Below are 12,736 nucleotides of genomic sequence, written 5' to 3' on the forward strand. Positions count from 1 at the left end.
TAGCGCAGCCCACAGAGGCCTTTTCGTGCCCCGGCCCGTGGGCTTGATCCGCCGGAGCCGGGCCTTGGTCGCAGCCCTGCGCAAGGGCCACGAGGGCGGTTAGGCTGCGCACCCATGGCACTGTCTTCCTCCACTGCCGCGGGCACCGTGCCGCATCCGGGCGCGGCAACGGCAGCGGCTGCGGCAGCATCCGCGCCCATGCTGCACCCGCTGGACGCCGAACTGCCCGTGGCACTGACGGGCAGCGCCCACGGCTGGTTCACCCGCTACCGCCGCTACCCGGTGTTCAGCGCGCCCTGGGTGCGCGGCCGCATCGGCGTTTTCGCGCTCGTGCTGCTGGTGGCGCTGCTGCTGACCGCCTCACCCCTGGTGGCGCGCCAGCCGCTGGCGGAGGCACCGCTGGGGGCGCTGGCGCAGCTGGCGGTGCAACTCTTCGCGCCGCTGCTCATCGGGCCGCTGCTGGGCCTGTGGGTGCGCCGCCAGGGCTGGCCCGAAACCCTGGAGCGCAACGCGCTGGCCGCGGCCGTGGCCACCGCGGTGCTGGCCCTGCTGGCCTTCCACCAGTTCGGCAGCGAGCCTTTGAAGCAGGCCATCGCCGAGGCCACAGGCGCCGTCGATGAAAGCGGCAAGCGCAAGCGCGTGGCGGTTTCCATCGGCATCAGCATGAGCGCGCCCCCGGTGCTGCCGGCCTCTGCACCGGGCACGGCCGGCCGGGCCGAGGAAGACATCCCGCTGAGCGCGATGACCCGCTTCAGCAACGGCGTCACCAGCGCGCTCTTCAGCTTCTGGATGGCCGGTGGCGTGGCGCTGTGGGGCTGGCGCCGTGAGCGGCAGGGCCTGGCAGCGCTGGCGCGCGAGCAGGAGCTCGAACGCGCACAGGCCCAGCGCCGCGAGGCCGAGCTGCGCCTGAGCGTGCTGGCCGCGCAGGTGGAGCCGCACTTCCTCTTCAACACGCTGGCCGGCGTGCGCAGCGCCATCGCCACCGACCCGGCGCGGGCCAGCGAAATGATCGACCACCTCGTCGACTACCTGCGTGCGGCCATCCCGCGGCTGCGCAGCAGCGGCGACACCGACGCCACGCTGGGCGCGCAGCTGGAAATCGTGCGCGCCTACCTGGGCCTGATGTCGGCGCGCATGCCGCGCCTGAGCTGGGCCGTGCAGGCCGACGATGACCTGCTGGCTCTGCGCTGCCCCCCGCTGATGCTGATCTCGCTGGCCGAGAACGCCGTCAAGCACGGTGCCGAACCCAAGGTGGGCCCGGTGCGCGTGCAGGTCATCGCGCAGCGCCGCAGCGACGGCGGCCTGGAGGTGACGGTGGCCGACGACGGCGCCGGCTTCGGCGCCAGCGTGGGCGGCAGCGGCCTGGGCCTGAGCAACATCCGCGAGCGGCTGCGCCAGATCCACGGCGACGCCGCTGCCCTGGTCCTGAAGGCCCTGCCCGACGGCGGCGTGGCCGCCACCCTCAGCCTGCCCCCGGAGTGAGCCTGCGATGCCCACCGCCCTGATCGCCGACGACGAAGACCTGCCCCGCGCCGAGCTGCGCCGCATGCTGGCCAGCGCCTGGCCCGAGCTGCAGGTGGTGGCCGAGTGCGAAGACGGGCCGGGTGCCGTGGAAGCCCTGGAACTGCACGCGCCGCAGATCGCCTTCCTCGACATCCGCATGCCGGGCATGAACGGGCTGGATGTCGCGCGGGCCGCCAGCGGGCGCTGCCACACCGTCTTCACCACCGCCTACGACAGCCACGCGGTGGCCGCCTTCGACGCCGGCGCGGTGGACTACCTGCTCAAGCCCGTGAACGCCGAGCGCCTGGCGCAGGCGGTGCAGCGCCTGCAGCAGCGCCTGCGCGGCCCGGCCCCGGTGCCCGACATCCAGCAGCTGCTGCAGCACCTGGCCGGCCGCCTGCAGGGCGCGAGCGGGGCCGAGAGCGGCGGCGCGCCGCGCCTGCGCTGGCTGAGCGCCAGCGTGGGCGACACCATCAAGATGTTCGCCATCGACGAGGTGCTGTTCTTCCAGAGCGACGAGAAATACACGCGCGTCGTCACGGCGAACGACGAAGCCCACGTGCGCAAGCCGCTGCGCGAGATCGCCGACGGCCTGGACCCCGAGGTCTTCTGGCAGGTGCACCGCGGCGCCATCGTGCGCGCCAGCGCCATCGCCCGCGCCCAGCGCGACGAACTCGGCCGCATCACGCTGCACCTGCGCCAGCACGCCGAGACGCTGGCGGTGAGCCAGGCCTGGGCCTGGCGCTTCAAGCCGATGTAGGGCGCGGGAGCCCTTTTCGAGCGGCTGGGCACGCGCCGCGCGATACTGTGCGGGCAGCAGCCCCCCGCCACACCCGCGTGTGAGCCCTCCGCGAGATGCCACCGCCCGAGCCCCAAGACCTGCCCGCCGCCACACCGGCCGCCGACCTGGCCCAGGCCCTGCTAGCAGCGGCGCCGACCGCGCTGCTGCACGTCGACGCCACAGGCCTTGTGCAGTATGCCAACGCGGCTGCACACGCGCTGTGCGAAGCCACGCTTGCGCCCGGCCTGCCCCTGGCGGCGCTGTGCCGGGACGAACGGGACGCCGAAGTCCTGCTGGGCCCGCAGCCCGTGCAGCGGGCCTTGGCGCGCAGCGGCAGTGCCGGGCGCTGGCTCGACGCGCACAGCCAGCCGCTGCCGGGTGGCGGCTGGGTGCTGGCGCTGCAACCAGCTTCGGGCCCCACGGCCGTGGCTGGCGACAACTCGCTGGCCGAGGCGCAGTCGGCGCTGGCCCTGGCCGTCGACCTCGGCAACATCGCCGTCTGGCGGCACGACCTGGCCACGCAGCGCATGCACTACAACGCCCAGGCCTACCGCGTGCTGGACATCCCGCCGCGGCCCGAGGGCCTGTCCATCGACGAGGTGCGCGAGTTCATCCACCCCGACGACCTGCCGCGCGTGCTGGCCTCGGCCCAGCGGGCCCTGCAGGTGCCTGGGCCCACCGACATGGAGGCACGCTACCGCCGTGCCGATGGCAGCTGGCGCCAGGTGATGACGCGGCGCGTGCTGCAGCGCGATGCGCTCGGCCAGCCGCAGGCCTTCATCGGCGTGGCGATGGACGTGACGGCGCAGCACGAAGAGCAGCGCCAGGCCGCCGAGACGAAGCGCCGCTTCGCGCTGGCCACCGAGGCCGCCGGCATCGGCTACTGGATGGCCGAGCGCAACGCCACCCCGACCTGGAACGCGCCGATGCGCGCGATGTTCGCGCTGCCCCCCGGCGAGCCCCCCCTGACGCTCGGCGCATGGTTGACGCGCTGCGTGCACCCCGATGACCGGGCCGAGGTGCAGCAGCACTTCGAGGCCTGGCTGCGCAGCCGCGAACCCAGCCACGACCTCACGCTGCGCGCCCTGCGCCCCGATGGCAGCGTGCGACACCTGGCCACCCACACCCGCATCGAGCGTGAGACCGACCCGCCGGTGATGTTCGGCATCATCATCGACCTCACCGAGCGTCGCAGCGCCGAGCAGGCCCTGCGCGCAGCCGAGGAGAGCGTGGCCCTGGCGGCGCGCGGCGCCGGCCTTGGCGCCTGGCAGCTCGACCTGGACACCGGCGAAGCCACCTGGGACAGCCAGATGTGGCGGCTGCGCGGCCGCCAGCCCGAGGCGCGTGCCATGAGCGAGGCCGAACGCGCCGAGTGCGTGCACCCCGACGACCGCGTCTGGCTCTACCCGAAGCTGAACGAGACCTTCGCCCGTGGCGACGCCTTCGAGAACGAGTTCCGCGTCGTCTGGCCCGACGGGCAGGTGCGCTGGCTGGCCTCGCGCTCGGTGGAGATCAGCACGGGCAGCAGCCGCCGCCGCATCGGCCTGAACTGGGACATCACCGACAAGCGCAATGCCGAGGCCGCCCGCCGCGACCGCGAGATCGCCTTGGGCGAAAGCCGCGCCAAGAGCCGCTTCCTGGCGCGCATGAGCCACGAACTGCGCACCCCGCTGAACGCTGTGCTGGGCTTCGCGCAACTGCTGCTGGCCGAGGAAGCAGGTCCCGAAGCGGGCCACGATGCACGCACCCAGGCACGCCGGCGACGGGTGGAGCACATCCGCTCTGCGGGGCAGCACCTGCTGGCGCTGATCAACGACGTGCTCGACCTCTCCAGCCTGGAAAGCGGCGAACTGCGCATCGCGCTGCAGCCCGTGGCCCTGGCGCCGCTGGTGGCGCAGACGCTGCCCATGCTGGGCGACCTGCGCGAGCAGCATGGCGTGCAGCTGCACCTGGGCACGCTGGAAGGCAGTGTGCTGGCCGACGCCACGCGGCTGCGCCAGGCCCTGCTGAACCTGCTGACCAACGCCATCAAGTACAACCGGCGAGGCGGCAGCGTGCGCATCGAGGCCGTGGCCCGCGGGCGACTGCGCGTGCTGCGCGTGAAGGACACCGGCCGCGGCCTGGACGCAGAGCAGCTTCGCCACCTCTTCGAGCCCTTCAACCGCCTGGGCCGGCGCAACGAAGGGCCCGACGCCATCGAGGGCTCGGGCATCGGCCTGGCCATCGTGAAGGCGCTGCTCGAACGCATGGGTGGCAGCGTGCACGTGGAGAGCGAGCCGGGCGTGGGCAGCACCTTCGAGCTGCATCTGGCCGACGGGCAGTGGGCCCCCGATCAGAGCCCGGAGGAAGCCGAGCTGGCGCCCCCGCCGGCGCCAGCCGCGGCCCCCGCTGCCGCATCGGCACGCGCCACCTTGCTCTACATCGAGGACAACCCCGTCAACGCCTTGATCATCCGCGAGCTGCTGCAGCGCCGGCCCGACCTGCACCTGCACGTGGCCGAGGACGGCGCCCGCGGGCTCCAGCAGGCCGCCGCCCTGGTGCCCGACCTGGTGTTGCTGGACATGCAGCTGCCCGACATGGACGGCTTCGAGGTGCTGCGCCGCCTGCGCGCCCAGGCGGCGTTGGCGCAGGTGCCGGTGATCGCGCTGTCGGCCAACGCCATGCCCGAGGACATCGAGCGTGCGCTGGCCGCCGGCATGAGCGATTACTGGACCAAGCCGCTGGACTTCACGGCCTTCCTCGCCTCGCTGGAAGCGCTGTTCGGGCCGCCAGCGTCCGCCGCCTGAAAGCCCTGCAGCCCACGGGCTAGGCGGGCTGCAGCAGCCCCTTCTTCTTCAGCAGCGGCTGTACCGTCGCGGCCCGGCCGCGGAAGGCCGCGTAGGCCGCTCCAGGCTCCAGGCTGTTGCCGCTGCTGTAGATGTAACGGTGCAGGGCCTGCGCCACCTGCGGGTCGAAGGCGCTGCCGGCTTCGGTGAAGGCCTCGAAGCCGTCGGCATCGAGCACTTCGGCCCAGAGGTAGACGTAGTAGCCGGCGGCGTAGCTGCTGCCCGCGAACAGGTGCTGGAAGTGCACCAGCCGGTGGTTCAGGCCCACGCCATGCGGCAGGCCGGCGCGCTGCAGCAGATCGGCCTCCCAGGCGCACACATCGGCAGGCGGCTCGGCATCGCCCAGCGAGTGGATGGCCAGGTCGGCCATCGCGCTGGCGGTGTAGCGCACGGTCTCGTAGCCCTGGTTGAACTGCTGCGCGCGCTGCAGGCGCTGCAGCAGTTCGGCCGGGATGGGCTCGCCGGTCTCGAAGTGCCGGGCGTGGCGCTGCAGCACCTCGGGCTCGTTGATCCAGTGCTCGAAGATCTGCGAGGGCAGCTCGACGAAATCGCGCAGCACCTGGGTGCCCGAGAGGCGTTCGTAGGTCACGTTGCTCAGCAGGCCGTGCAGGCCGTGGCCGAATTCGTGGAAGAGCGTGCGCGCGTCGTCCAGGCTCAGCAGCGTGGGGGCGCCGGGGCTGCCCTTGGCGAAGTTGTTGTTGTTCAGGATCACCGGCACTTGCGCCTCGTCCACGCCGCCCGGCGTCGCGTTGCGGTGCTGCCAGCGCAGGTTGCTCATCCAGGCGCCGCTGCGCTTGGTGGGCCGCGCGAAGTTGTCCTGCAGAAAGAGTCCCTGCAGCCGCCCTTCACGGTCGTAGACCTCGTAGGCCTTGACGTCGGGGTGGTAGACCGGGATGTCGGCCCGGGCCTGGAAGCGCAGGCCGAAGAGACGCTCGGCGCAGTCAAAGGCCGCGGCCACCACGCGGCCCAGCTCGAAATAGGGTTTGACCTCGGCGTCGTCGACCGCGTAGCGCGCACGGCGCACCTTCTCGGCCCAGTAGCGCCAGTCCCAGGGCTCGATCTCGACCACGGCCGCGCCCCCGCCTTCGGCCTGCATCTGCTGCAGCAAGGCCTGGCGCTCGCGCTCCACGGCCTGCAGTGCGCGGGGCCACACCTCGCCCAGCAGGCCCTGCACGGCCTTGCGCGTGCCGGCCATGGTGTCGGTGAGCGCGTGGTCGGCGTAGCAGGCGTGGCCGTGCAGCGCTGCCTGCTCGCGGCGCAGGCGCAGGATGTCGCGCACCACCTCGCGGTTGTCGTGCTCGCCGGCATGCTCGCCGCGGCTGGTCCAGGCGCGCCAGGCCAGCTCGCGCAGGTCACGGCGGGTGCTGAAGGTCAGGAAAGGCACCACCAGCGAGCGCGAGAGCGTGATCACGTGGCCCGGCAGCCCACGGTCGGCCGCCGCCTGGGCGGCGTTGGCCCGCACGAAGTCGGGCAGGCCGGCCAGCGCAGCCTCGTCGGGCAGTGCCAGCGTCCAGCTGCTTTCGTCGTGCAGAACGTTCTGCGCGAATCGCGTGGTCAGCTGCGCCAGCTGCTGCATCACCTGCGCGTGGCGGGCCTGGGCCTCGGGTGCGAGCTGGGCGCCGGCGCGCACGAAGTCGGTGTGCACGCGGTCGAGCAGGCGCTGCTGCTCGGCACTCAGGCCCAGCGTTTCCCGTCTTGCATGCAGCGCGGCCACGCGGGCGAAGAGCTTCGCGTCGTTGTAGACGGCGCTGTGGTGGGCGGCCATCGGCGCTGCCATCTCGCGCTGCACGGCCTGCAAGGCCGGGCTGGTGGCCGAGCTGTTGAGGTTGCTGAAGGTGGCGGCGATGCGCCCGAGCTGCCGGCCTGCGCGGTCGAAGGCGGCCAGCGTGTTCTCGAAGCTCGGCGCGGCGGCCTGTGCGGCGATGGCGGCGAGCTCTTCCCGGTGCTGCTGCATCGCCGCCTGCAGCGCTGGCGGGAAGTGCGCCGCTTGCAAGGCCTGGAAAGGCGGCAGGCCGTGCGGGGTGTGCCAGGGCTGCAGCAGCGGGTTGGGCTCGCTCATCGGTCGCCTCACTTGCCGTTGCGGATGGCGATCTCGTCTTCCTCGCGGTAGCGGCGGTCGCTGCAGTTGGCGATCCAGGCGGTGTCGTCGGCCTTGATCTTGTCGCGCTCGGCGTTGAGTTCGGCGTTGCGCTTGTTCCACGCGTCGGCGCGGTTGTTCAGCGCGGTGACCTTGGCGTTGTAGCCCTCCACCACACCCTTGGTGTCGGCCTCCAGCGCGGTGGCCTCGGTGCGCAGGGCGGCCAGGGCCTCGTTGAGCTCCTTGCTTTCCTTGGCGAAGTTCGCGCGGCGGCGGTCGGTGTTGGGACCGGGGCGCGGGTTGCTGTCGTTGAAGTCGGCCACCGTCTTGTTGAAGGTCTCGAGCTTGGTCTTGTGCTCGTTGAAGCGCGCGCTCAAGGCCTCGCTCTTGCCGCGCTGGCCTTCCAGCGCGTCGCGTGCCACCTTCACGGCCTCGCGGTCGGTCTCGATGGCCTTGCGCTCGGCTTCCATGGGCGCGCGCTGGCCGTCCAGCGTCTCCAGGCGCTTGGCGATGGTGTCGCGCTCGGCCAGGCAGGCGCGCAACTCGTCGCGCGTGAGGATGGGGCCGCTGTTGGCGACCACCGTGCCGCCCAGCGACTTCGTGCCCGCCTGCGCACCGGCGCTGGGGGCTGGCGTGGCGGCCGGTTTGGCCGTGCTGGTCTTGGCCGGTGCGGCGGGCTTGGCTGCCGCAGGCTTGGCGGGGGCCGCCGGCTTCGCCGGGGCTGCAGGGGTCTGGGCGGGGGCGGTGCCCGCAAACGCCAGGCAAACGCCGGCGAGCACGAGGGTCTGGACCTTCATCGTCTTTCCTTGGATGTTCATTGCCGGGCGCGCCGGCCAGGGTGCGAATGATGCCACCCGGCCGCGGCCGGCCGCCGCTGTGGCACAGTGCTCGGCTTTGCGCCCCTGCGGCGCCGGAAGCCTGCCTTGCCGAAACCGCCCGCCGTGACTTGCCGCCAACCCCAGCGCGGAGCCCGCTGATGGCCATCAAGGCCACCGTGCACAAGGCGACGCTGCAGATCGCCGACATGGATCGCAACCTCTACGCCACCCACCAGGTGACGCTGGCGCGCGAGCCCTCCGAAACCGACGAACGCATGATGGTGCGGCTGCTGGCCTATGCGCTGCACGTGCCGGCCGACGACCACGACGGGGCGCTGGCCTTCGCGCGCGGCGCCGCCGATGCCGAGGAGCCCGACCTCTGGCAGCACAGCCTCTCGGGCGAGGTGCGGCAGTGGATCGAGGTCGGCCAGCCCGACGAGCGCCGCCTCGTGCGCGCCGCCGGCCGGGCCGACCGCGTGCTGCTCTACACCTACAGCAGCGCGGCCCACATCTGGTGGGCCGGCGTGCAGAACAAGCTGACAAGGCTGAACAACCTGTGGGTGTGGCAGTTGCCCGCCGCGCAGAGCCAGGCCCTGGCCGAACTGGCCGCCCGCAGCATGCAGCTGCAGGTGACGGTGCAGGACGGGCAGGTCTGGATAGGGAACAACGAACGCAGTGTTGAAGTCCACCCCGCCCCGCTGAAGGCGCCCACCTCGAAGTACTGAGCATGAAACTCCATCAACTCTTCCCTGCGCTGGCCTTGGGCCTTGCGCTGAGCCAAGCCGCCATGTCCCAGACCCCGCAGACCTCGCCCACGGCCACCGACCCCTACCTCTGGCTCGAAGACGTGCAGGGCGAGAAGGCGCTGGCGTGGGTGCGCGAGCGCAATGCCGAAAGCGAAGGCCTGCTGCAGGCGCGCCCGGGCTTCGACAAGCTCAAGACCAGCCTGCGCGAGGTGCTCGACAGCCGTGAGCAGATTCCCTACGTCACGCGCCGCGGCGACTGGCTCTACAACTTCTGGCGCGACGCGGCCAACCCGCGCGGCCTGTGGCGCCGCACCACGTTGGCCGAGTACCGCAAGCCGCAGCCGAAGTGGGAGACGGTGATCGACGTCGATGCCCTGGGCAAGGCCGAGAAGGAGAACTGGGTCTGGAGCCGCAGCAGCTGCCTGGGCCCCGACTACCGCCGCTGCCTGATCGCGCTGTCGCGCGGCGGCGCCGACGCCACGGTGGTGCGCGAGTTCGACACCGTCACCAAGACCTTCATCGAAGGCGGCTTCACGCTGCCCGAAGCCAAGAGCAACGTCGAGTGGATCGACGAGAACAACATCTATGTCGGCACCGATTTCGGCGCCGGCTCGCTCACCGATTCGGGCTACCCGCGCGTCGTCAAGCAGTGGAAGCGCGGCACGCCGCTGGCCAGCGCCGTCACGGTCTTCGAGGGCGAGGCGAAGGACGTGGCCGCCTACGTCAGCGTCGACAAGACGCCGGGCTTCGAGCGCACGCTGATGGGTCGCGCCGTCACCTTCTACAGCGACGAGCTCTTCCTGCTGCAGGGCGGCAAGCCGGTGCGCATCGACAAGCCCGCCGACGCCAAGCTGAGCTTCTGGCGCGAGTTCGTGCTGATCGAGCTGCGCAGCGACTGGACCATCGGCAAACGCACCTGGCCGCGCGGAGCCCTGCTGGCGGGCAATGCGGCGGCTTACCTCAAGGGTGAGCGCCGCTTCGACGCCATCTTCCTGCCCAGCGCCACGCGTTCGCTGGCGAGCTTCGGCGCCACCAAGAGCAAGCTGCTGCTGGACGTGCTGGACAACGTGGCCACCCGCATCGAAGAGTGGCAGCCCGCCACGCAGCCCGGCACCAAGGGCTGGCGCAAGCGCGACGTGAAGGCCCCCTACCCCGGCAGCCTGGGCGTGACGCCGCTGCACGACCCGCTGCTGAAGGACGACCCGCTGGCCGAGGCCTACTTCATGAACGTGGCCGATTTCCTGCAGCCCGACACGCTGCAGCTCGGCCGCACCGGCAGCGATGCGCGCGAGGTGCTGAAGTCGCGCCCCAGCTTCTATGACGCCACCGGCATGCGCGCCGAGCAGCGTTTCGCCACCAGCAAGGACGGCACCAAGGTGCCCTACTTCGTAATCTGGCCCAAGGGCGCGAAGGCCGATGGCAAGAACCCGACGCTGCTCTACGGTTACGGCGGCTTCGAGGTCTCGCTCACGCCCTGGTACTCGGGCGGCATCGGCCGCGCCTGGACGGGCCAGGGCGGCGTCTACGTGCTGGCCAACATCCGCGGCGGCGGCGAGTTCGGCCCGGGTTGGCACCAGGGCGCCATCCTCGCCAGCAAGCAGAAGAGCTACGACGACTTCGCCGCCGTGGCCGAAGACCTCATCGCCCAGAAGATCACCAGCCCGCAGCACCTGGGCATCCAGGGCGGCAGCAACGGCGGCCTGCTGGTGGGCGCGGTGATGGTGCAGCGGCCCGAGCTGTTCAATGCCGTGGTCTGCCAGGTGCCGCTGCTGGACATGCAGCGTTTCCACAAGCTGCTGGCCGGCGCCAGCTGGATGGCCGAGTACGGCAACCCCGACAAGCCGGAAGACTGGGCCTTCATCTCGAAGTACAGCCCCTACCAGAACGTGAAGCCGGGCGTGAAGATGCCCAAGGTGCTGTTCACCACCAGCACGCGCGACGACCGCGTGCACCCCGGCCACGCCCGCAAGATGGCCGCGAAGATGCGCGAGCAAGGCCACCCGCTGCTGTACTGGGAGAACATCGAAGGCGGCCACGGCGGCGCGGCCGACAACGGCCAGCGCGCGCAGATGATGGCGCTGGAGTACACCTTCCTCTGGATGCAGTTGGCCGGGAAGTGACTTGATCCCGTGGCTCGAGCCCGGCCAGCCCCTGCCCCCCGCCAGCACGGCGCTGGGGCCGGACAGCGATGCGCCTGGGCTCGTGGCCGCGGGTGGGGGTCTGGCGCCTGAGCGGCTGGAAGAGGCCTACCGCAGCGGGCTCTTCCCCTGGTACAGCGCCGGCCAGCCGGTGCTGTGGTGGAGCCCCGAGCCGCGCATGGTGCTGCCCACGGCGGCCTTCAGGCTCAGCCACAGCCTGAAGAAGACGCTGCGCCGCTTCCGGCGCACGCCGGGTTGCGAGATCCGCTTCGACAGCGCCTTCGAGGCCGTCATCCAGGCCTGCGCCGGCACGCCGCGCGAAGGCCAGGACGGCACCTGGATCGTGCCGGCCATGGTGGCCGCCTACACCGCCTGGCACCGCGCCGGGCGCGTGCACAGCGTGGAGACCTGGGTCGACGGGCAGCTCGTGGGCGGCCTGTACTTCGTGGCCATCGGTCGCATGTGTTTCGGCGAATCGATGTTCGCGCACCGCACGGACGCTTCGAAGATCGCGCTGGCCGCCTTCGTCGCCGCCGCGCGCGCGCGCGGCGTGGCGCTCATCGACTGCCAGCAGAACACGCGGCACCTGGCCAGCTTCGGCGCGCACGAAATCCCGCGCCGTGAATTCCTGGCCCACGTCACCGCAGCCGCGGGGTCGGCAGAGGTGCAGCCCTGGGCCTATGATGAAGCGGCTTGGCGGCTGCTGGACGAAGCGGCCTGATGCCGCCAAAAGCCGCTCCACCCCGGCGCCCACTGCCTGAGCCTCGCCGCTGAAACCCCGCCCGTGACGCACCCCCAGGAACTGCCGCTGCGGTCCTTGCAGTTCTATGCAACGGCCCCCTATCCCTGCAGCTACCTGCCCGACCGGCAGGCGCGTTCGCAGGTGGCCACGCCCAGCCACCTGATCCACGCCGACACCTATTCGGGCCTGGTGGCCAACGGTTTCCGGCGCAGCGGCCTGTTCACCTACCGCCCCTACTGCGACGGCTGCCGCGCCTGCGTGCCGCTGCGCGTGCCGGTGGCCGGCTTCACGCCCACGCGCAGCCAGCGCCGCTCGGTCAAGCAGCACCAGGGCCTGAAGGCGCGTGTGCTGCGCCTGGGCTTCGTGCCCGAGCACTACCAGCTCTACCTGCGCTACCAATCCGGCCGCCACAGTGGCGGCGGCATGGACCACGACAGCGTCGACCAGTACACGCAGTTCCTGCTGCAGAGCCGTGTCAACAGCCGCATGGTCGAGTTCCGCGAGCCGGCCGGCGATGACGGCCTGCCCGGCGCGCTGAAGATGGTGTCCATCCTCGACGTGCTGAGCGACGGCATCTCCGCCGTCTACACCTTCTACGAACCCGAGCCCCACACCAGCTACGGCACCTACAGCGTGATGTGGCAGATCGAGCAGACGCGCCAGCTCAAGCTGCCGCACGTCTACCTGGGTTACTGGATCGCGCAGAGCCCGAAGATGGCCTACAAGCAGCAGTTCCGCCCGCACCAGCTGCTGGTGGACGGCCGCTGGCAAGCCGAGGCCGAGGTGAGGTCTGCCGATGCTGCGGCGGCCCACCGCGGCGGCGTCTAGCGCTTCTCGCCGCTCTCGGCCGCTCCCGGCCGGCGCAGCGACTTGTCAGCCGGCGTTTTGCGCCGGCGCTGGCGCGGCCGGCGGGCCGGCATGCAGCTCGTCCAAGCCGATCGGCTTGACCTCGGCGATGGGCTGCCAGTCCGGCAGCTCCAGGATGTCGGCCATCGGCTCCCAGGTCCGGTCCTCGCAGTCGACGACGGGCGCGTCGGCAGCACCTGCACCCATCTCGGCGTTGGCGGCGGTCTGGGCGCGCTCGGTCCAGTGGCTCATGGTGCAGG

The 12,736-nt window shown here is 71.5% G+C and carries 10 protein-coding genes; 7 read left to right on the forward strand and 3 right to left on the reverse strand.

The annotated features are described in order from the left end of the window. The first annotated feature begins 114 nt into the window (after positions 1-114). From EOE66_RS11780 to EOE66_RS11790, 3 genes are all read left to right on the forward strand, one after another. Complete coding sequence (locus tag EOE66_RS11780) at positions 115-1,482, forward strand: sensor histidine kinase (protein ID WP_245479007.1); 1,368 nt, start codon at positions 115-117, stop codon at positions 1,480-1,482. Positions 1,483-1,489: 7 nt separating this feature from the next. Then, positions 1,490-2,263 (forward strand): LytR/AlgR family response regulator transcription factor, encoded by a 774-nt coding sequence (locus EOE66_RS11785; protein ID WP_128228854.1) that lies wholly within the window; start codon positions 1,490-1,492, stop codon positions 2,261-2,263. Between the two features lie 95 nt (positions 2,264-2,358). Then, positions 2,359-5,070, forward strand: coding sequence for a hybrid sensor histidine kinase/response regulator (locus tag EOE66_RS11790; RefSeq protein WP_128228855.1), 2,712 nt, complete (start codon positions 2,359-2,361; stop codon positions 5,068-5,070). Positions 5,071-5,089: 19 nt separating this feature from the next. On the opposite strand, the gene EOE66_RS11795 is transcribed toward EOE66_RS11790, so the two are convergent. Both EOE66_RS11795 and EOE66_RS11800 read right to left on the reverse strand, forming a co-directional pair. After that, positions 5,090-7,168 (reverse strand): M3 family metallopeptidase, encoded by a 2,079-nt coding sequence (locus EOE66_RS11795; RefSeq protein WP_128228856.1) that lies wholly within the window; start codon positions 7,166-7,168, stop codon positions 5,090-5,092. An 8-nt stretch (positions 7,169-7,176) separates the two neighbouring features. Beyond that, the gene (locus EOE66_RS11800) at positions 7,177-7,983 is read right to left on the reverse strand and encodes a hypothetical protein (RefSeq protein WP_128228857.1); all 807 of its coding nucleotides are present in this window, start codon (positions 7,981-7,983) and stop codon (positions 7,177-7,179) included. A gap of 179 nt (positions 7,984-8,162) precedes the next feature. Between EOE66_RS11800 and EOE66_RS11805 the strand changes: the two genes are divergently transcribed. The 4 genes from EOE66_RS11805 (at position 8,163) to EOE66_RS11820 (ending at position 12,458) form a co-directional block, all read left to right on the forward strand. Then, positions 8,163-8,729, forward strand: a complete 567-nt coding sequence (locus EOE66_RS11805) for a YaeQ family protein (RefSeq protein WP_128228858.1) — start codon at positions 8,163-8,165, stop codon at positions 8,727-8,729. Positions 8,730-8,731: 2 nt separating this feature from the next. Further along, a complete protein-coding gene (locus tag EOE66_RS11810; RefSeq protein WP_128228859.1) occupies positions 8,732-10,870 on the forward strand; it encodes a prolyl oligopeptidase family serine peptidase in 2,139 nt (712 codons plus the stop codon). 1 nt (position 10,871) lies between these two features. Next, a complete protein-coding gene (aat, locus tag EOE66_RS11815; protein ID WP_128228860.1) occupies positions 10,872-11,609 on the forward strand; it encodes a leucyl/phenylalanyl-tRNA--protein transferase in 738 nt (245 codons plus the stop codon). Between the two features lie 63 nt (positions 11,610-11,672). Further along, a complete protein-coding gene (locus tag EOE66_RS11820) occupies positions 11,673-12,458 on the forward strand; it encodes an arginyltransferase (RefSeq protein WP_128228861.1) in 786 nt (261 codons plus the stop codon). Positions 12,459-12,503: 45 nt separating this feature from the next. Here the strand turns inward: EOE66_RS11820 and EOE66_RS11825 are convergent, their stop codons facing one another. After that, positions 12,504-12,728, reverse strand: a complete 225-nt coding sequence (locus tag EOE66_RS11825) for a hypothetical protein (protein WP_128228862.1) — start codon at positions 12,726-12,728, stop codon at positions 12,504-12,506. Positions 12,729-12,736 lie beyond the last annotated feature (8 nt).

The organism is Rubrivivax rivuli (assembly GCF_004016505.1).
GTDB lineage: Bacteria > Pseudomonadota > Gammaproteobacteria > Burkholderiales > Burkholderiaceae_C > Rubrivivax > Rubrivivax rivuli.

Coding starts and splice junctions, on each gene's coding strand:
- EOE66_RS11795 (WP_128228856.1), bottom strand. CDS start 7,168: ATGAGCGAGCCCAACCCGCTGCTGCAGCCCTGGCACACCCCGCACGGC.
- EOE66_RS11790 (WP_128228855.1), top strand. CDS start 2,359: ATGCCACCGCCCGAGCCCCAAGACCTGCCCGCCGCCACACCGGCCGCC.
- EOE66_RS11810 (WP_128228859.1), top strand. CDS start 8,732: ATGAAACTCCATCAACTCTTCCCTGCGCTGGCCTTGGGCCTTGCGCTG.
- EOE66_RS11785 (WP_128228854.1), top strand. CDS start 1,490: ATGCCCACCGCCCTGATCGCCGACGACGAAGACCTGCCCCGCGCCGAG.
- EOE66_RS11805 (WP_128228858.1), top strand. CDS start 8,163: ATGGCCATCAAGGCCACCGTGCACAAGGCGACGCTGCAGATCGCCGAC.
- EOE66_RS11780 (WP_245479007.1), top strand. CDS start 115: ATGGCACTGTCTTCCTCCACTGCCGCGGGCACCGTGCCGCATCCGGGC.
- EOE66_RS11800 (WP_128228857.1), bottom strand. CDS start 7,983: ATGAAGGTCCAGACCCTCGTGCTCGCCGGCGTTTGCCTGGCGTTTGCG.
- EOE66_RS11825 (WP_128228862.1), bottom strand. CDS start 12,728: ATGAGCCACTGGACCGAGCGCGCCCAGACCGCCGCCAACGCCGAGATG.